The organism is Primorskyibacter sp. S87 (genome assembly GCF_049801055.1).
Lineage (GTDB): Bacteria > Pseudomonadota > Alphaproteobacteria > Rhodobacterales > Rhodobacteraceae > JBNAGF01.
The window spans coordinates 291089-308964 of record NZ_JBNAGF010000003.1; the positions used below are offsets into that span (position 1 = coordinate 291089).

18 protein-coding genes are annotated in these 17876 nt (G+C 57.3%); 3 read left to right on the forward strand and 15 right to left on the reverse strand.

The features are described from left to right. Positions 1 to 31: 31 nt before the first annotated feature. The 12 genes from ACP15U_RS07555 to ACP15U_RS07610 form a co-directional block, all read right to left on the reverse strand. Positions 32 to 754 carry an ABC transporter ATP-binding protein gene (locus ACP15U_RS07555; RefSeq protein ID WP_425044540.1) on the reverse strand — a complete coding sequence of 241 codons (723 nt, stop codon included), beginning with the start codon at positions 752 to 754 and terminating at the stop codon, positions 32 to 34. Beyond that, a complete protein-coding gene (locus ACP15U_RS07560; protein ID WP_425044541.1) occupies positions 747 to 1511 on the reverse strand; it encodes an ABC transporter ATP-binding protein in 765 nt (254 codons plus the stop codon). The genes ACP15U_RS07555 and ACP15U_RS07560 overlap by 8 nt, the downstream gene beginning before the upstream one ends. 134 nt (positions 1512 to 1645) lie before the next feature. Beyond that, a complete protein-coding gene (locus ACP15U_RS07565) occupies positions 1646 to 2821 on the reverse strand; it encodes a substrate-binding domain-containing protein (protein WP_425044542.1) in 1176 nt (391 codons plus the stop codon). Positions 2822 to 2949: 128 nt separating this feature from the next. Then, the gene (locus ACP15U_RS07570; RefSeq protein WP_425044543.1) at positions 2950 to 3720 is read right to left on the reverse strand and encodes an HpcH/HpaI aldolase family protein; all 771 of its coding nucleotides are present in this window, start codon (positions 3718 to 3720) and stop codon (positions 2950 to 2952) included. An 11-nt stretch (positions 3721 to 3731) separates the two neighbouring features. Continuing rightward, positions 3732 to 4532, reverse strand: coding sequence for a 2-oxo-hept-4-ene-1,7-dioate hydratase (hpaH, locus tag ACP15U_RS07575; RefSeq protein WP_425044544.1), 801 nt, complete (start codon positions 4530 to 4532; stop codon positions 3732 to 3734). Next, positions 4529 to 5401 (reverse strand): fumarylacetoacetate hydrolase family protein, encoded by an 873-nt coding sequence (locus ACP15U_RS07580; RefSeq protein ID WP_425044545.1) that lies wholly within the window; start codon positions 5399 to 5401, stop codon positions 4529 to 4531. The genes hpaH and ACP15U_RS07580 overlap by 4 nt, the downstream gene beginning before the upstream one ends. After that, positions 5401 to 6810: a pyridoxal phosphate-dependent decarboxylase family protein gene (locus tag ACP15U_RS07585; RefSeq protein ID WP_425044546.1), complete on the reverse strand. Its 1410-nt coding sequence runs from the start codon at positions 6808 to 6810 to the stop codon at positions 5401 to 5403. The genes ACP15U_RS07580 and ACP15U_RS07585 overlap by 1 nt, the downstream gene beginning before the upstream one ends. Positions 6811 to 6820: 10 nt before the next feature. Next, on the reverse strand, positions 6821 to 7801 hold the full coding sequence (gene hpaD, locus ACP15U_RS07590; protein WP_425044547.1) for a 3,4-dihydroxyphenylacetate 2,3-dioxygenase: 981 nt from the start codon (positions 7799 to 7801) through the stop codon (positions 6821 to 6823). Positions 7802 to 7819: 18 nt separating this feature from the next. Next, positions 7820 to 8632, reverse strand: coding sequence for a GNAT family N-acetyltransferase (locus ACP15U_RS07595; protein ID WP_425044548.1), 813 nt, complete (start codon positions 8630 to 8632; stop codon positions 7820 to 7822). Positions 8633 to 8659: 27 nt separating this feature from the next. Beyond that, a complete protein-coding gene (gene hpaD, locus ACP15U_RS07600; protein ID WP_425044549.1) occupies positions 8660 to 9523 on the reverse strand; it encodes a 3,4-dihydroxyphenylacetate 2,3-dioxygenase in 864 nt (287 codons plus the stop codon). A 78-nt stretch (positions 9524 to 9601) separates the two neighbouring features. Continuing rightward, complete coding sequence (hpaE, locus tag ACP15U_RS07605) at positions 9602 to 11113, reverse strand: 5-carboxymethyl-2-hydroxymuconate semialdehyde dehydrogenase (RefSeq protein WP_425044550.1); 1512 nt, start codon at positions 11111 to 11113, stop codon at positions 9602 to 9604. Then, positions 11113 to 11505 carry a 5-carboxymethyl-2-hydroxymuconate Delta-isomerase gene (locus ACP15U_RS07610; RefSeq protein ID WP_425044551.1) on the reverse strand — a complete coding sequence of 131 codons (393 nt, stop codon included), beginning with the start codon at positions 11503 to 11505 and terminating at the stop codon, positions 11113 to 11115. Before ACP15U_RS07610 ends, hpaE begins: the two co-directional genes overlap by 1 nt. A 105-nt stretch (positions 11506 to 11610) precedes the next feature. On the opposite strand from ACP15U_RS07610, the gene hpaR reads away from it, so the two are divergent. Further along, the gene (gene hpaR, locus ACP15U_RS07615) at positions 11611 to 12054 is read left to right on the forward strand and encodes a homoprotocatechuate degradation operon regulator HpaR (protein ID WP_425044552.1); all 444 of its coding nucleotides are present in this window, start codon (positions 11611 to 11613) and stop codon (positions 12052 to 12054) included. Positions 12055 to 12094: 40 nt separating this feature from the next. Here hpaR and nadC read toward each other — a convergent pair whose 3' ends face one another. Next, complete coding sequence (gene nadC / locus ACP15U_RS07620) at positions 12095 to 12943, reverse strand: carboxylating nicotinate-nucleotide diphosphorylase (protein ID WP_425044553.1); 849 nt, start codon at positions 12941 to 12943, stop codon at positions 12095 to 12097. Between the two features lie 309 nt (positions 12944 to 13252). Further along, positions 13253 to 14305 carry a quinolinate synthase NadA gene (gene nadA, locus ACP15U_RS07625; RefSeq protein WP_425044554.1) on the reverse strand — a complete coding sequence of 351 codons (1053 nt, stop codon included), beginning with the start codon at positions 14303 to 14305 and terminating at the stop codon, positions 13253 to 13255. A gap of 833 nt (positions 14306 to 15138) precedes the next feature. On the opposite strand from nadA, the gene ACP15U_RS07630 reads away from it, so the two are divergent. Further along, entirely contained in the window at positions 15139 to 15789 is a 651-nt protein-coding gene (locus ACP15U_RS07630; protein ID WP_425044555.1) for a GntR family transcriptional regulator, read from the forward strand. 14 nt (positions 15790 to 15803) lie between these two features. Here the strand turns inward: ACP15U_RS07630 and ACP15U_RS07635 are convergent, their stop codons facing one another. Beyond that, positions 15804 to 16520, reverse strand: coding sequence for a type 1 glutamine amidotransferase (locus ACP15U_RS07635; protein WP_425044556.1), 717 nt, complete (start codon positions 16518 to 16520; stop codon positions 15804 to 15806). Positions 16521 to 16592: 72 nt separating this feature from the next. On the opposite strand from ACP15U_RS07635, the gene ACP15U_RS07640 reads away from it, so the two are divergent. Further along, complete coding sequence (locus ACP15U_RS07640) at positions 16593 to 17852, forward strand: cytochrome P450 (RefSeq protein WP_425044557.1); 1260 nt, start codon at positions 16593 to 16595, stop codon at positions 17850 to 17852. The last annotated feature ends 24 nt before the right edge of the window (positions 17853 to 17876 follow it).

Consider the following 17876-nt stretch of genomic DNA (forward strand, 5'->3'; position numbering starts at 1 on the left):
TCGGCGTTCTCTGTCGCGTCAGGATGTGCATTCAATTCGCCTCCATGCTGAGGCCCATAAGCCGTTCCTGCAGCTCGGTATCCGATACCAGATCCGCCATGGCCCCGGACCAGATCAACCGACCGTCATCCATTACGTTTGCAGAGTCTCCGAGTGCTTTTGCGACAGAAAAGTTCTGTTCCACCAGCAAAACCGATGCGCCCTGTTCCTTCAGTTCGCGAAGGGCTCGAGCCATGGTTGAGATGATGGCGGGTGCAAGACCTTTCGTGGGTTCGTCGATCAGGTAGAGCTTTCGTTCTTCGATCATCGCCCGGGCGATCGACAGCATTTGCTTTTGTCCGCCAGACAGATTTCCGGCTTCGGATTTCCAGAATGTCTTGAGCGGCGGAAAAACCGAGAAGACCCATTCCAGGCGGGACTGATCGATCGGGCCGGAAACCGCAGCGAGGATCATGTTTTCTTCGACCGTCAGATCGGAAAAGATGCCCATGTCTTCGGGAACAAAACCGACGCCCATCCTAGCGATCGCGGGGGTCGGGGTCCGGGTTATGTCTTCGCCGTCGAATAGGATCCGGCCTTTGTGGGCTCGCCAATGTCCGATGATCGTGCGCAAGGTGGTTGTCTTTCCGACCCCATTGCGGCCCAGCAGCATCGTCACCTCACCGCGCGGCACCTCCAGGTCGACCCCTTGCAGGATATGATACTGGGCAATGTTGGTGTAGACGCCCTCTAGGTGCAAAATCGGGTCAGACATCTTCCAACTCCCGGCCCATGTAAGCTTCCTGAACCACGTCGGACGCCATGACTTCTGCCGGCGGACCGTCCGCTGCCAGCTGGCCGTTGTGCAGCACGATGATACGGTCGGCCAGCGTGCGAATTACATCCATTTTGTGCTCGACCAGAAGAATTGTTCGGTCCTGCTGGTCTTTGAGTTCCTCGATCAGGTCGAGCACCAGGGGGGCTTCGTCGACACTCATTCCGGCAGTCGGCTCATCAAACATGTAAACCGCAGGGTCTAGGGCGATCAGCAGAGCAACCTCGAGCTTGCGCTGATCGCCGTGACTCAGTTCCGCAACCACTTGTTCACGTTGATCGATAAGGCGAACCCGGGTCAGGACCCGTTCAGCCTGTTCGGTCAGCTCGATATGCTGGCTGGCCATGGAAAACATGTTGAAGCCTTTGCCGGAATGCGCCTGCACCACCAATCGGACGTTTTCCAGAACGGACAGGTTCGGAAAGAGGTTGGTGAGCTGAAAGGCCCGCCCGATCCCCGCCCGCGTGCGTTGCGAAACGGACATGCTGTCGATGGGCTTGCCGCGCAGATGAACTGACCCCGAACTTGCCGGGATCTGGCCCGAAATCAGATTGAAATAGGTCGTTTTTCCCGCGCCGTTCGGGCCAACAATGGCCGTCAGTTCACCTGTCTGGAAGGCGCAGGTGACTGCATCGACAGCAACATGGCCGCCAAAGCGCACCGTCAGGTCCTGCGTCTGAAGAATTGGGTCTGTCATGGTTCGGACTCTTGATCGTTCGAACGGCCCGCTTTCGAGCACATGAGCTTCGAACTCTTCGGGATAGCCCGGGTCGGAACCCCGGGCGAGGTCAGGGCGCCACGCTGCCCTGACCCGTTTTTCGGACGATCTACTTACTTGTTGCGAACCGGGATGGGCAGATCTTCGATACTCAACTCGCGGACCAGCTCAGGGATTGCCCATTCCACGCCATCCTCGACCTTGATCTTGAAATGATACATGGACTGCATCGCCTGATGATCCTCGGCGCGGAACTTCATGGTGCCTTTTGGCGTTTCCCACTCCATGCCTTCCATGGCCGAGATCAGATCTTCGGTGTCGGTGTTGCCGGCTTTCTTGATCGCTTCGACTGCCGCGATGCCAGCGCTCATGCCACCTGCGGTGAAGAAATCCGGGGGTGAATCAAAGCGTTCCTGATGGGTTTTGACCAGCCAGTCATTCACCGGGTTCTGGGGGATCTCGTAGTAATAGTAGGTCGCGCCTTCCATGCCGGGAAAGTCCTTGTAGCCCTTCATGGCAGCCAGAATGTTTCCGCCGGTTGCAATCTCGATCCCAAAGCGGCCGGGATCCATGGCATTGATCTTACCCATCGGGTTGCCACCACCGGCCCAGATGATGAACAGCTTCTTTTCGCCGTCCAGATCCTTCATCGCGTTGAAGATACGCTCGGCTGCAGCAGTGAAATCGGTGGTGTCGGTGGGCACATATTCTTCATGAGCGACACCTGAGCCAACACCTTCGAGGGCTTCCTTGAAGGCGGCGATTCCGTCCCGGCCAAAGGCGTAGTCTTGGGCCAGCGTCGCGATATGAACATTCTCGCCCGCCAGCGCAATGGCGTTCGAAACTGCGTCCTGCGACGAGTTGCGTGACGTGCGGAAAATGTAGCGGTTCCAGTTTGCGCCGGTGATCGAGTCTGCAACCGCAGGTTCGACGATCAGCACTTTTTCGTATTCTTCGGCAACGGGCAGCATTGCTAGCGCCACGCCCGAGCTGACAGGGCCAATCGCCAAGTCAACTTCGTCGTCGCCATAGGCCTCTTCGAGCAGGGCCTTGCCGTTCTCCGGTTTCAGCTGGGTGTCTTTTTCGATCACGACGATCTTTTCGCCGTTGATCTCCATGGTTCCGCCGGTGGCGTATTCCAACCCAAGCATCAGCCCGTCATGGGATTGCTTGGCATATGCTTCGAATGGGCCGGTTTTGCCATAGATATGGGCGATTTTGATATCCGCAGCGGCGGCCGAGGCCAGTGCCAGAGCAGATACCATGCTTGCAGCAAACAGACGGTTCACGATGTTTCTCCCTGATGGTGCAAGGGGCTCTCAGAATGGCCGCAATGCAACTCTCTCTTATGATGACAGGGTAGCGAGCGCGTCGCGAAACGGTCAATTATGCGGAAATACGTATGCCCAGAGGGTAGCTATTCCGCCTTCCAGCGCTTGGCCAGATTTCTGGCATTGCGCGCAAGGATCATTACGTCGATACCGACGGCAACAAACTGGGCGCCCATGTCGAGGTAGCCTTGAATTGTTTCTTCCGTCTTGCCGAGAATACCAGGCGCCTTGCCCGCAGCGTGAATGCGCGCGATGGCGTCCGCAATTACTTCCTGAACTTCGGACGCAGTGGAATTTCCTGCATAACCCATGTCCGCAGAAAGGTCCGCGGGCCCGATAAAAACGCCGTCCACTCCCTCGACCGCGAGGATAGCGTCCAGGGCCTCAATGCCGGCCCGGTTTTCCACCTGCACCAGCAGGCAGATCTCGTCATCTGCAGTCGGGACGTATTCGCTAACCGACCCGAACAAGGAAGCACGGGCCGCCGTTGCGCCCACACCGCGTGTTCCGAGCGGAGGATAGGTGCAGGCGCGGACCAGCTCGCGCGCCTGCTCTGCGCTCTCCACGATGGGGACAAGAATTGTCTGCGCACCGGCATCAAGGATCTGTTTGATGATCCAGGTTTCACCTACCGGCACCCGGACAACCGGATGAGAGGGGCTGGAACGCAAGGCTGTCAGTTGGTCCCGGATTGACCGGATATCATTCGGAGCATGTTCGCCGTCGACCAAGAGCCAATCGAAACCAGTGGTCCCCATGATCTCGGCCAAATAGGGTTCGGCAAAACTCATCCAGCAGCCAATAACCCGCTCGCCATCGGCAAGCGCCTTTTTGAAGGAATTTGTCGGAGCAGGCATGAAGTGACCTTTCAGGCGAAGTTGACGTTGACCGAACCGAAGCTACCGAAATCAGCCTCGATGCGTGATCCGGGCGGGCATTCGATAGGCCGGATGAACGAGCCTGAAAGGACGATATCGCCAGCTTCAATCACTTGTCCATATTCTGCCATCCGGCGTGCCAGCCACAGAACCGATGTGACGGGGTCGTTGAGGACTCCGGCGCCAAGGCCGGTTTCCTCGACAATAGAGTCACGCGATACGATGGCAGCCACCCAACGCAGATCCTGCGCATCGCTCGGGTGGCGCTCATCCCCCAGAACAAGGCCGGCATTGGCGGCGTTATCGCTGATTGTATCAGTGATCACCCGGGCCTGGCCGGTTTCCGGATCAACGCGCTGAATGCGGGTGTCGAGAATCTCCACAGACGGGGCCACGCATTCCGTTGCCGCAAGCACTTCGTCGCGGGTGCAATTAGCGCCCGCGAGCGGCGATTTCATGACGAAGGCGATCTCGGCTTCGACCCGAGGTTGGATGAACCGGCCGGCCGGCACGGTCCCACCGTTCTCAAACAGCATGTCGTCCATCAGAACGCCGCTGTCGGGTGTCTCGATCTTTAGCGCATCTTGCATTGCACGGCTTGTCAGGCCAATTTTCCAGCCGATCTTGTGCCGCCCGGCGGCCAGCTTGAGCGCCACGAGTTGCTTCTGAACCGCATAAGCATCGTTTAGCGTCATCCCGGGATTAGCCAAAGACAGGAGCCCACATTGCCGGCCAGTTCGTTCGGCCTGAAACAGCATTTCGGCAGCGTCCCGGTGTTGATCGGGGGTCATGTTCTACTCTCCACGAGCTCATCCTCTACCGTGTTCACCAGCTTGCCAATGCCTTCGGCCTCGACTTCGATGACATCCCCGGGGCGCAAGAATACAGGCGGATCAAACCGGGCCCCGGCACCGGTCGGAGTGCCAGTGACGATGATGTCGCCGGGAACGAGAGTGGTGAAAGTCGAGATATATTCGATCTGCCTGCGGATCGGGAACAGCATCCGGCTGGTTCGGTTGTCCTGGCGCAGGTCTCCGTTCACCCGGGTCGTCAGGCGGATATCGTCAAGCTGTGCGGCTGCAGTGAACGGCACCAGCCACGGCCCCATGGCCCCTGAGCGATCCCAGTTCTTCCCCTGTGTGACGTTGAACTTGGCGTGCCGCACCCAGTCGCGCAGGGTCCCCTCGTTGCAAAGTGTGAGTGCGGCGATGTGATCAAATGCGTTTTCCTGCGAGATCCGGCGCCCCTCTTTGCCAATGACGACGGCAATTTCGCCCTCGTAGTCTAGCTTGTCGGATTCCGGCGGGAGGATTATGGGCTGCCCGGCACCGCAGAAGGACCGGGGAAAGCGGATGAACAGGGACATGTTGGGTGGCGCTTCCTGCCCATCCTTGTACTCTGCATTGCGGTCCGGGAAATTGACACCGACGCAGATGATCTTTTCCGGGTCAGGGATCGGGATTAGGAAGTCAAAGCTGCCATTCGGGTGGCTGACGGCTCTGCCTTGAGCGGCAATTGACAGTTCATGGAGCCCACCGGATTCGATCACCTGCCGCAAGGTAGCCCATTGCGGAAAATCCGCCGAGAGCGCAATCATGCCCTCGCCCGTCGCGACACCATAGTTGGTTTCTCCGTTCGCGGAGTAAGTGGCAAACCGCATTACTCCAACCCTCTGGCGATTTCGGTTATGACATCCCAGGCCATCATCACGTCCTTCTCGGTGGTATCAAACTGCCCGGCCTGAAAGCGGATCACCAGATCGCCATCGACACGGGTTTGGGTCAGGTAGATCCGCCCATCATCATTGATTGCATTGACCAGCCGCAGGTTCAGGTCATCAGGATCGAACCCTTCGCGAAGATAACGAAAGGACCACAGCGACCACATCGGCGGCGTGACAATTTCGAAGCCCGGTGTTGTGGCAATCTTGTCATGCAGCTGTTGTGACCACCGGACATGGTCGCGAATGCGTTTCCGCAGCCCGTCGAGACCATAGGCACGGATGAGGAACCAGAGTTTCAAGGCCCGGAACCGGCGGCCAAGCGGAACCGACCATTCCGAATAGTTGATGATGCCATCCTTGCCGTGAGTGCGCAGGTATTCAGGGCTGATCGCCAGTGTGCGGGTCAGATCCTCGGGAGAGCGGACAAAATGCACCGAGCCGTCAAACTGGCCGCCAATCCACTTGTACGGATTAAAGACAATTGAATCCGCGCTTTCAGTTCCAGCCCACATCGGGCGGAATTCCGGGCAAATCATAGCGTTGCCGGCCCAGGCCGCGTCGACATGCAGATACAGCCCTTCTTGCTGTGCCACCTGCGCCACCGCGGCTATGTCGTCCGTGGCGCCGACCCCTGTCCCTCCGACACAGGCAACGATGCCCGCTGGCTTCAATCCGGCTTCGCGGTCCGCTTGAATGGCCTTGCGCAGGCTGGCGATGTCCATGGCGCGTTGCGGCCCGTTTGTCGGGATACGAATGAGGTTTTCTTCTCCGATCCCGGCGATCCAGATTGCCCTGTCGATGGATGTATGCACCTCTCTCGAGGCATAAACTCGAACCGGGGTTTGTCCGGCCAGCCCTTGGGTGTTGCCGTGCCAGTCCAAGGCACGCTCGCGCATTGTCAGGATCGCGGCCAGCGTCGCTCCGCTGGCGCTGTCCTGAATGACGCCGGAAAAATCTTCGGGCAGTCCCGTCGCCTGCCGCAGCCAGTCCAGCACGCGGGTCTCCATCTCGGTGGCTGCTGGCGAGGTTTGCCACAACATGCACTGGGCCGTCAGCGTGGCGACAAGATACTCGGCCAGAACCGAAGGAGGGGTCGCGTTGGTTGGGAAATAGGCGAAAAAACGAGGATGCTGCCAATGGGTCATCCCCGGCATCACGATCTGTTCGAAATCCCGGAATATGTCCTCCATCGATTCCGGCCCCTCCGGCGGCGAAGCGGGCAGCGCGTTCAGTATGTCTCCGGGCTCGGTCTGCGCCCGCACTGGGCGATCCGCGATGGTTTGGTGATACTCCTGCGCCCAGTCTGCAACCTTGTGGCCCCAGCCAGCGAATTCATCCCACTTCATTCCGGTCTCCTTAGGGGGCAATGATCGGTTGTGCTTTCAGTTTGCTGGGCACCGGTTCGGTGCCTTCGAAACTGGAGCCTTCCTCGAACCAGCTACGTGGGGCGGGAGCCCCCCACAGTGTCTGGCGCTGAGGGTCGGTAAGCGACCATTTGATAGGTTCGAGGTCCGGGTCGACTGTCTGATAGTCTGAGCAATAGATTTCTATCCTGTGGCCATCGGGGTCGCGGACATACAGGAAGAACGCGTTTGAAATCCCGTGCCGGCCCGGTCCTCGTTCGATGTTGCCGACATATCCGGTTGTTGACATCAGATCGAGCAGGTCGATGATGTTGAGTGGAGTGGGCACCCAGAATGCTGTGTGATGCAGTCGCGGTCCGAGGCCGTTGGTAAAGGCCACGTCGTGCACACCGCCTTTGCGGTGCATCCAAGCGGCCCAGACCTTGCCGCTTTCGTCATCCTCTGTGAACTCCGTCACCCGGAACCCCATGTCGTTGTAGAAGGCGACGCTGGCGTCCACATCTGCAGAGAACATGTTGAAATGGTCAATACGCAGCGGTTTGACCCCATTGTAGAGTCGGTATTTCTGATGGATCGGTTCCAGGCGCTCCATTTTCACATAGAATTCAAGTGGAATACCCCATGGATCCCGAGTGCGGAACGTGCGCCCCATATGAGGACGGGTGACCCATTCCACTGGCAAGTCGCGGTCCTGAAAAAACGTGGCGGCCTTTTCCAGATCTGGTTCGTCGTAGAGTTTAAATCCCAAAACGCCAACATCCGCCGTGCCGGCTTGCGCCAGAACAATGCAGTGATGTCCGCGCTCTTCCATTGCACGCAGATAGATCCGGGCGGGATCTTCATGTGTGACCTGCAGGCCAAGAGTGTCGACGTAAAACGCACGGGAGGCCGCAAGGTCAGTTACACGGTACTCCACATGGCTCAGCCGAACGATGTTGAACGGTGGATACAGGTTCGGGGCAGGGACAGGCATCAGAGTAACTCCTTGCGTTTAGCGGGTGGGTGATCCGCCACCGGTCAGTTCAGGGTCGATTGCGCCGGCATAGACCCGGTCAGAACGGGTCACGCCGAGGCGCGTGCACATGGCCTGCGAGGCCAGATTGTCTGGTTTCACGCCGCTGGAGAACCCGCGCGCGCCAAATCTATGGGTCAATTCACGGATGGCGGCGGCACCGACCCAACGGGCCAGCCGGTGGCCGCGCCACGATGGAGCGGTGGCGAGCATTCCCCAGAACGCCTCATCGCGGCGGTCACTCTGAGGATGATACGCCATGAAACCGCCCCCGGTTGCAACGACATCTCCGCTGTCTGTTTCGACGTAGAGTATGATACCAGGCGGCCCATCTCCGCGCATTACCGAGCCGGGCGGCTGCAGCACTCCGTTTTCCGAAGACATTTGGCACAGCGCGTGAATTCGATCGTCAGGCGTGTTGGTGGTGACGGAACATAGTCTCAGGCCCTCCGGCGGAGAATACGTGGCAAGGAATTCGGCACTGGCCTTCTGTGCGCTATCCCGCCCATGGAATTGGTCCCATTCGATCGGGATAAGGCCAGCTTGTTCATATGCATTCTGGAAGGAGCGGCTGTCTGTCCTGGCAACGAATTGTGCACTGGCATATCCTTGCAGACGGCACAGGTCGATCACAATACCAGCCTCTTCCGGGCCGCGCGCCAGCCAGGAAATCGTGCGCCCCTGAAAGGTCATTTGCGGGTCATCCCGAAAGAACCGTCGCAGAGCGAGGGCACGTCGAACGAGAGCGATTTGTGCATCGCTGCCGTAGATGATGTCCTCGTTCTGGCACATGGTCCTCTACCTTGTTCTGATCTTAGTCTATCGAGCGTTGCTGACCGGGAAGATAACGTTTGTCTGCCCGGTTCCGGACGAGGGAAAGTACTCGGTGACTATTTCGCAGGGGGCATCGTAGTCATCCCAACCCAATGCGCCATAAAGCATGGCGGTATCGTGCATGGATCCCTCTCCGCAACAGTGGTCGGCATATTCCGACAGCATCTTCAGAAAGGTTGCATGTTCGCCTTTTTGCCAAAGCTCCAGAACGCGCAGATCCATTTGCCGGTTGAATTCGGAGCTGATGGTGAACGTCCCGTTGTTGGCGGCATAGTCCTTGTTTGCCCAGATCTTGTGGGACATGGAACCGGATGCGATCAACAGCACCCTGCTGTCCGAAGCCTCCACGGCTTCGCGGATGGCTTCGCCGACAACGCGGCTTTCCTTATGATCGTGGACGGTGCACCATGCGGCGATCGATACGACCTTGAAATCCCCTTCGCGGCTCATGAAACGCATGGGCACCAGCGTCCCGTACTCCAACTCCAGTGAATCCAGCTTGTGCGACAGCGTGTGGACGCCTTTGCTGGACGCACATTCGGCGATGGCGTCGCCAAGTTCAGAGTTGCCTGCGTATTCATAAGGCAGGTTCTGGATGAATTGCGGAAACTCGTTCGAAGTGAACAGACCCTTGAATCGGTGATTGGCGTTGATGTGGAACCCGGCATTGATCATCCAATGCGTATCACAGATCACGATGGTGTCGGCGCGTAGTCCTTTTGCCCGGCGCGCGATTTCGCGATGTCCGTCTATGGCAGGTTTTCGGGTGCCTTCCAGTCGGCCGGGCTGTTCCGACATCAGCATGGTCGGAACATGGGTGCATTTAGCGGCGAGAACGATTTCTCCCATTTTGTCCTCCGGTCTGTTTGCGGGTCGGGCTGAACCACAGCGTTCCACAGAAGTTCGCGTTGGCGTATCTCTGTGTCTTCACGCGCCAAGGCGCGGGATCTTGTGCTGTCCCAGAGCGAAGCCGATGTGTTTTTGCTCCATGAAAAACTCGAAGGACCAGTCGCCGCCATCACGCCCGATGCCCGAGGCCTTCACGCCGCCAAAGGGGGTGGGCAGGTGACGGACATTCTCGCTGTTGACCCAGATCATCCCGGCCTCGAGCTTGTCGGTAAATCGCATGGCTCGTGTTAGATCATTGGTCCAAACATAGGCAGTCAGGCCATATTGGGTGTCATTCGCAAGGCGCAAGGCTTCGTCCTCATCCCGAAATCGGATGGATGTCAGGACCGGCCCAAAGATCTCCTCCTGAGCAATCGTCATGTCGTTGGTCGCCCCGGTAAAAAGGGTGGGCCGGACGAACCAGCCGGTATCTCCGACGCGCGATCCGCCTGCGGCGATGGTTGCGCCATTCTGCCGGGCGATATCGAAATACGAAGTAACTTTGTCGAAATGCACCTTATGGATCAGAGGTCCGATCTCGGTGGCCGGATCCAGAGGGTGGCCAACATTGATCCTGTTCACGCGTTCAATCAACTTGGTCTCGAACTCGTCGGCGACTGTCTCATGCAATAGCAGTCGCGACGAAGAGGTGCACCGCTCGCCGTTGAGCGAATAGATCATGAAGATTGCCGCATCCAGCGCCCGGTCCAGATCGGCGTCGTTGAACACGACGACCGGGTTCTTGCCGCCAAGCTCGAAATGCACCCGCTTGAGCGTATCCGCTCCCTGCTTCATGATCATTGATCCGGTCTTGCTTTCGCCGACAAAGGCAATGGCCTTGATGTCGGGATGTTCGGTCAATCTCTTGCCGGCTTCCTCGCCAAATCCGTTGACAAGATTCCAAACTCCCGGTGGCAGGCCGGCTTCGTGGGCTATCTCGGCCAGTATCCGAGCGGTCAGCGGCGAAAATTCGGCCGGTTTGTGAACCACGGTGCAGCCAGCTGCCAAGGCCGGGGCGATTTTCCACGTGGAGAGCATGAAGGGCGTATTCCAAGGTGTGATGACCCCGACAGGACCGATCGGCACACGCGTCGTCACGTTCATCAATGTTGGCGACTGCAGCTGTTGTCCGTCCCGCGCTGACGTCGACATATCTGCAAAGAAGCGGAAATTTTCGGCTCCGCGCAGGGCAGCCTTGGACATGAAGCGCAGCGCCTGACCGGTATCCCAGCACTCACACAGTGCGATTTCCTCGGCGCGTTCAACGATCAGGTCGGCGATCTTGTGCAGGATCTTTTTGCGTTCGGGGGCCGGCATATCCCGCCAGGCTGGAAATGCCTTGCGTGCCGCTTCGGCCGCGGCGTCGATGTCTTCGCTTCCGCCACGAGCGACGCGACAGATCAGGCTTTCATCCACGGGCGAAGTGGTTTCAAACTCGGCTCCCGACATCGCCGGACCAGATTTTCCACCGATGAGGTTGAGAACTCCGTTTTGCTGAAACCGCTGAAGGTAAGAATTCAGCTTTTCGACATTGCTGGTAAGTTCGCTCATCAGGATTCCTCCCGTTTCAGGTGGTCGCGAATAGTGCCGGTTTTCGGAGAAAGCTCCGGATCGATGTCCCGCATCTCGAAGGACAAGGCGAGAGAATGCGCTTTCATCGCCGGCTCCAGAAATAACTCGGCCGCGGAAAAGATCTGTTTCGTTGCTCTCTTCCGGGTTTCTAGATCGCGTCCAGAGCGCAAGCGGACCGAGATATCGATGTATCCGTGATCTTTGTTACCGTCAGCTATCGAGACATGGCTGGCACGAAAGGCCCTTACGCGAACGCCGGCCAGAGGAAAAACCCCCGTGTCGATCATGGCAATCCGGAGGTGTTCGCAAAATGTGGAAAGGTCGATCCATTCCTCGACATTTGCAGAATAATCCAGACTCAGGTGGGGCACGACTCGTCTCCAAATTTAGTTAACATGTTATTTATTTTCCAGCATTTGTCAATCCCGCGTTCGAGTCGCATTGCGCTTGGGCGCAGGCCTTTGCAATATCATTGCATGACAGAGCTCAGACCAACGACGAACCGTTCACTTCCAATTGCACTTTTGCGCGCGCGCGAGCGGGTCATGGGGCCAATTCGGGAGATGCTGAGCGATGTGGACATAACGGAACAGCAATGGCGCGTTCTGCGGGTTCTGGACGAAAACGGGCCGATGGATCCGACCAGAATTGCGGATCAGGCGTGCCTCTTGCTGCCGAGCCTCACGCGTATCCTGCAAAAGCTGGAAGAGAAATCTCTGATCCAGCGTCGGAAAGATCGCGATGACAAGCGCAGGCAAGTCGTGCAGATCACTGCCAGCGGAAACAAGGTGATCAAGGACAATCTGTCGACCAGCATCGCGCTTGTAGAGCAGCTACAGGAAAAGCTCGGTCAGGATCGATACGAATTGCTGCTCGACCTTCTGAATGAGTTGGATCAAGTCGATCCGACAGGCAACTGAATCCGTTACCGGCCAGGAAACGGCCCCTCCGGCACCGATTTCAGAAATCGAGGCCCAGATCGATGGTCCGGTAAGAGTGTGTCAGGGCCCCGGATGAGATGTAGTCGACCCCGGTTGCAGCAATCATTCCAACCGTTTCGAGGGTGACGTTGCCCGAGGCCTCAGTCACCATCTGCCCGTCGACCATTGATACCGCCTCCCGCAACATCTCCGGGTCCATATTGTCCAGCAGAACAACGTCGGCACCCCCAACTTCGAGCACTTCGGACAGCTGATCCAGTCGGTCGACTTCGATTTCCACCTTCATCATATGCGACACTTGGGCCTTGGTGGCCTGGAGGACAGCGCGGACGCCACCGGCCGCAGCAATGTGATTGTCTTTGATCAGGATCGCATCTGACAGGGAGTACCGGTGATTGAACCCGCCTCCATGCAAAACGGCTTGTTTTTCGACAATGCGCAGACCTGGTGTCGTCTTTCGCGTGCAGGTTATGCGCGCCTTGGTGCCCTTGGTTTTGTCCACAAATGCAGCGGTTTGCGTCGCAATTCCAGTCAACCGGCCGGCGAGGTTCAGAGCGACCCGCTCGCCAGTTAGTATTGAGGCAGCGTCGCCCCGGATCTCCATCAGAGTTTCCCCTTTCCGGCAGCGGTCACCGTCGGCGGAATGCCGGGTGATCACAAGCGAGGGATCGACCAGCCGAAAGGACAGTTCGGCCACCTGCATGCCGGAAACCACCGCATCTTCGCGGGCGTTCAGGCGAGCCTGATACCTGGTCCCGGCGGGGATCACGGTCCGTGTGGTGATGTCGCCGTAGCTGCCGATATCCTCCATCAGCGCATTTCGAACCAGTGGCTCCAGAATCAAGTCGGGAAGTGAGGATCGGGTCATGCCTGTTCCTTTACGATGGTGTTGGCGGCGTTCATTGCGGACCTAGAAGTTTCTAATCGAAACGAAATTGAATATGCCGACCAGCCCCGACGTGTTCGATTTCGTCAAAAGGGTCCCCGGCGTTTCCGGTAAGGGTCGAAGTTGGAATGACACTGGCCTCTGACAATTCAGAAAAGCCCTCCGACGCCCATGCATCCGGGGCGACCGTCGCACATGGGCGCGCTGCCCTTTTCGGCTGGGTTTGTGCGCTGGCAAGCCGCGCCCCGAGCTTTGCCCCACCTAGGGAGGCATGCGCCTGCACGCGTGAGATCAGAGCCCCAGCTTGCGCGAAAGATCAAGCATACGCTGCACTGCCAGGCGGGCTTTTTCTGCGACTGCCGGATCGACTTCGACTTGGCCGGTCATGGTGTCGAGCGAATAAAGAACCTTCTCCAGTGTGATCTTTTTCATGTAGGGGCACATGTTGCAGGGTCCTACAAATTCCACTTCGGGAAGCTCGTCTGCGATGTTCGAAGCCATCGAACACTCTGTTATCAGTAGCGCTTTTTCAGGTTTTTCCTTGGTGACGTAGTTCAGGATGCCGCTGGTCGAGCCGGAGAAGTCTGCCTCGGCAACGACGTCTGGCGGGCATTCCGGATGGGCGATCAACCGTGTTCCGGGATTCCATTCCCGGAAGTCACGCAAATCCTGTGCTGTGTATTGTTCGTGCACGATGCACGACCCTTCCCACCAGACGATGTTCTTCTCCGGAACATTCCGGGCGACGTTTTGCGCCAGATACTGGTCCGGTGTCATAATGATGGTTTCTGCGTCCAGCGCCGAAATGATCTGTTCCGCATTCGAGGAGGTACAGCAGATGTCCGACGCTGCCTTAACCTCGGCTGTTGTGTTGACATAGGACACGACCGGGGCGCCTGGGTACCGGCGGCGCATCTCTTCGATCCCTTCTGCCGTGATCGACTCGGCCAATGAGCATCCGGCTTCCATGTCCGGCATCAAGACGATCTTCTCCGGGCTGAGAACTTTTGAGGTCTCGGCCATGAAGTGCACGCCGCATTGAACGATGATATCTGCTTCGACCTCGGTTGCCTTCATGGCAAGCTGCAAGCTGTCGCCGACGAAATCAGAGATCCCGTGATAAATTTCGGGTGTCATGTAGTTGTGACCAAGAACGACGGCATTTCGTTCGGTCTTGAGCTGGTTGATCGCCTTCACATAGGGGGCATAGATTGCCCAGTCGGCCGGCGTCACGACGCGGGACATCTTTTGGTAGATGTCGCTCATCTCTTCGGCAAGTTCGGGGGAGGGGCTCAGGTCGTATTTCTCTGCCAGCGAGGTGCGCAGAGCGGGAAGATCGAACACGGGTCTGAAAATCTCTGACTGTTGAAGTTGCGTTGAGATAGGAGATTCGCGGCAAAAAGACCACAGTATGCAGAGGGAAATTGTCCTTTCTTGCCGAAATCGGGTCGAAAATTGATGTCTGGGGTGAAGGGGAGCCGGGAAATGTGTTCTCCCCGCCGTCCGGGGGATTTGGCCGGCAGGGAGAATCACAGGAAACAAACTGTTTCCTATAGCTAAACAGTTTGGTCCATCACAAGAATTTGGCAATAGTAAAGAGCAGGGCGTGCAGGTGTGACGCTGGTGATCTGCGGGCGGGTTTCCCGGGGTCAGGAGTCACGTTTCAGTTTTGAAACATCTTGGTGATCTCCACCGGTTGTATCGGCCAAATCTGGCCGCCGCGTAAAGGTGCCTGTAAGGCCCTGTAAAGTGGGGTCGATCTACATGCGGTTGTGCTTGCACAGCGCGTGTGACCATTTCGTTTCGGCAACAGCCGGGCAGGAAATCGCGCAGGGTCAGATAAACGGATTATCCACGCCGGGAAATCCGTTATTTAGCTGCTCATGAGAGATTCAAACATACCCAACCAGAACCTGACCATTTTTGAAAAGGTGATGATTTCGATCGCGGTGGTCGTAGCAGGCTCGGGCCTTTATGCGGCGTTTTCCGTATTGCTGGGCTAGTCACTGCCCCGTGCCGTTTTGGCACTGCTGAACTGATTGATCGTTTCAGCCGTTCTTGAATTTGGACTTGTCAAAAAAACGTGTCTTCGGATGTGGAGCCCACAGCCGATCTCATTGGATTGCGCCTTTGGGCGCAGCGCCCTAGGCTGGCCAGCACGGACAGCGGGGACGGTAATGGCGGGTCAGACAGGGCAGGTTCTTTCGGCAATTCTCAAAGAGATCGAACGAGGTGGCCTCAATCCCGGCGACGTGCTGGAAGAGGCGCCGTTGATGGCGGCGCATGGCGTGTCCCGGACACCGGTTCGCGAAGCATTCATCCAGCTCGAAGCTGTCGGGCTGATCCGCCGTCTGCCGCGCAAGGGCGCGGTTCTGTTCAGGCCCACTTTGGAAGAATTCCTTGCCATTCTCGAAGTTCACGCAAAGCTCGAAGGACAGGCCGCAGGATTGGCAGCGCGCCGGATGACACCTGCGCAGACTGCAGATCTGGAAAAGATCGTATGCGCCTGCGAAGCCCACGCACAAGAAAAGGGTGATGGTGATCCCGATGGGTATTATCAACTGAATCTGCGGTTTCACGAAATGGTTGCGTTGGGATCGGGCAATCCGTTTCTGGTGGAAATGATCAAGACGAATGCGCGGAAACTGCTTGCGTACTATCGTGCTCGGTATCGCTATCCCGGTTCTATTGCCAGGTCCGCCAAGGAACATCGTGAACTGGCTGCGTTGATCGCTGATCACAATGCCTCGGAGGCCGAGGCTCGGATGATCCGGCATGTGCAGTTCGATCAGGTAACAGTTATGGATCTTCTTGCCGCCTTGGGGTGATTTGCCGGCTGTGGTTAAGAGGCCTGCTCAAAGAAGCGGGCGATGCTCTCGGCAAAGGCGCGTTGATCGGAATGTTCAGTCAGGCTCGCCCGTGCGGTCTCATATGCATCCTGCCCCAGTTCTTCCTGCATCTCGTCGGTCAAAGCGGCAATGAAACCGGGCGTCATTTCCGGATGATGCTGGGTTGTATAAATGTAGCGGTCCACGACAAACCCTGAAATCGGGCAATCCGGCCCGCTGCTGAGAACAGTTGCCTCGGCGGGTGCGGAAACGACCTGCTCCTTGTGGCTGGCATACAGTTTCACTTCTTCCGGCAGATCCTTGGTCCAGTCTGGATACGCCTGCAGGCTATTGCGCGTCAGACCGTGCACCCAGCCGTTCGGGTTCGGACCAATTTTCCCGCCAAGGGCAAGCGCGATGGCTTGGTGACCGAAACAGGCGCCAAACATTGGGATCCGGGCGTCGCGGGCCGTCTTGATGAGGCCAACCAGATCGGAAATCCACGGTGCGTTGTCGCCGACCGAGGCGGGGCTGCCTGTGATAATCAAACCGTCAAACGAAAAGAGGTCTTCAGGAAACACGCCATCCTTCACAGGAAACACCTCAAGTGTCCAATCCGGGCGGACCATTTGGATGAGATCCGTAAATTTTACGCCATCCTTGGGGTGCCGATGCGCAAAGGAGCTTTCATCCGTATTGGTCATGAGAATGGCGAGGTGCTTGATTTGCATCGAGAATATTTCATTTACATATTTAGTATCATCATTAATATACATATAAACGAAAGCGGAAAAAGTCAAAACATGACAGTCTGGATACCCACAGATGACGGTAACGCGGACCTCAGCAGTCACGATGCTTTTGTCGACGGCCCTCCGCACAACACGTTCGCCAGGTTGCGCCAAGCAGACCCGTTGCATTGGACATCTTATGCCGGCGGTCAGGATTTCTGGTCTGTAACCCGGCACGAAGACATCTCGGCCATGAACCGCAACACGCAGGTATTCTCTTCGGCTCGCGGTATCCGGATGGAAGACCAGACATACGAAGAATACCTCGCCCGCCGCACATTTCAGGAAACCGATCCGCCAGAGCATTCCAAGACACGAATGAAGCTGATGAAGGCGTTTTCGCGGACAACAATGGCGCAATACGAAGACGAAATCCGCAGTATCTGCGTGGACATTCTCGATGAAGTGCTCGAACAAGAGACCTTTGACGCGACGAAGGAGATCGCACGGCAGTTGCCGATGCGCATGCTGGGCCGGATTGTTGGGCTTCCGGATGAAGACCTGCCATGGCTTGTTGAAAAAGGAGATGCGCTGATTGCCAACACCGATCCCGATTTCACCAGCCATGTTCTCGATAAACTGGACACTGACGAATTTCGGATGATGCCGTTCAATTCCCCGGCGGGTGCAGAACTGTACGCCTATGCCAAAGAGTTGATGGAGAAAAAGGAAAAAGCCGGGGACACATCGGGTGTTCTGCACATGATCCTGCAACCGGCCAAGGACGGTTCCATCATCACCGAGACCGAGTTTCGCAACTTCTTTTGCCTTGTGGTCGCTGCCGGGAACGACACCACGCGCTATTCCATCGCAGCAGGGATCCAGGCGATGTGCCACCAACCCGAACTGCTGGAACAGATGCGTGCAGGTGATGATATCTGGGAAACCGCACCGGATGAGATCATTCGATGGGCGACTCCTGCGTTGTATTTTCGCCGTACGGCCACGCAGGATTTCGAAATGCACGGAAAGACAATCCGGGAGGGCGACAAGGTGCTCTATTGGTTTGCTTCGGCCAACCGGGACGGAAGCATGTTTGAAGACCCATATCGGGTCGACCTGTTTCGAAATCCCAACCGGCACTTGAGTTTTGGTCAGGGCGGGCCGCACGTATGTCTTGGAATGTGGCTTGCGCGTCTGGAGGTGCGGGTTCTTTTTCAGGAATTGGCCAAGAGAATTTGCTCGATTCAACCAGCTGGGCCACATAAGTTTCTGCGTTCGAATTTCGTGGGCGGGATCAAAGAACTGCCTGTTACTGTCGCCCGCGCCTAGGCGAGGCATCGCCGCTCGGCTAAG

What these genes read in the sequence shown, in the direction of transcription:
- nadC (WP_425044553.1), bottom strand. Translation starts at nt 12,943, where the DNA reads ATGACCCGATCCTCACTTCCCGACTTGATTCTGGAGCCACTGGTTCGA.
- ACP15U_RS07560 (WP_425044541.1), bottom strand. Translation starts at nt 1,511, where the DNA reads ATGACAGACCCAATTCTTCAGACGCAGGACCTGACGGTGCGCTTTGGC.
- ACP15U_RS07640 (WP_425044557.1), top strand. Translation starts at nt 16,593, where the DNA reads ATGACAGTCTGGATACCCACAGATGACGGTAACGCGGACCTCAGCAGT.
- ACP15U_RS07585 (WP_425044546.1), bottom strand. Translation starts at nt 6,810, where the DNA reads ATGAAGTGGGATGAATTCGCTGGCTGGGGCCACAAGGTTGCAGACTGG.
- ACP15U_RS07635 (WP_425044556.1), bottom strand. Translation starts at nt 16,520, where the DNA reads ATGCAAATCAAGCACCTCGCCATTCTCATGACCAATACGGATGAAAGC.
- ACP15U_RS07555 (WP_425044540.1), bottom strand. Translation starts at nt 754, where the DNA reads ATGTCTGACCCGATTTTGCACCTAGAGGGCGTCTACACCAACATTGCC.
- ACP15U_RS07580 (WP_425044545.1), bottom strand. Translation starts at nt 5,401, where the DNA reads ATGCGGTTTGCCACTTACTCCGCGAACGGAGAAACCAACTATGGTGTC.
- hpaH (WP_425044544.1), bottom strand. Translation starts at nt 4,532, where the DNA reads ATGACCCCCGATCAACACCGGGACGCTGCCGAAATGCTGTTTCAGGCC.
- hpaE (WP_425044550.1), bottom strand. Translation starts at nt 11,113, where the DNA reads ATGAGCGAACTTACCAGCAATGTCGAAAAGCTGAATTCTTACCTTCAG.
- ACP15U_RS07630 (WP_425044555.1), top strand. Translation starts at nt 15,139, where the DNA reads ATGGCGGGTCAGACAGGGCAGGTTCTTTCGGCAATTCTCAAAGAGATC.
- hpaR (WP_425044552.1), top strand. Translation starts at nt 11,611, where the DNA reads ATGACAGAGCTCAGACCAACGACGAACCGTTCACTTCCAATTGCACTT.
- ACP15U_RS07570 (WP_425044543.1), bottom strand. Translation starts at nt 3,720, where the DNA reads ATGCCTGCTCCGACAAATTCCTTCAAAAAGGCGCTTGCCGATGGCGAG.
- ACP15U_RS07595 (WP_425044548.1), bottom strand. Translation starts at nt 8,632, where the DNA reads ATGTGCCAGAACGAGGACATCATCTACGGCAGCGATGCACAAATCGCT.
- hpaD (WP_425044547.1), bottom strand. Translation starts at nt 7,801, where the DNA reads ATGCCTGTCCCTGCCCCGAACCTGTATCCACCGTTCAACATCGTTCGG.
- hpaD (WP_425044549.1), bottom strand. Translation starts at nt 9,523, where the DNA reads ATGGGAGAAATCGTTCTCGCCGCTAAATGCACCCATGTTCCGACCATG.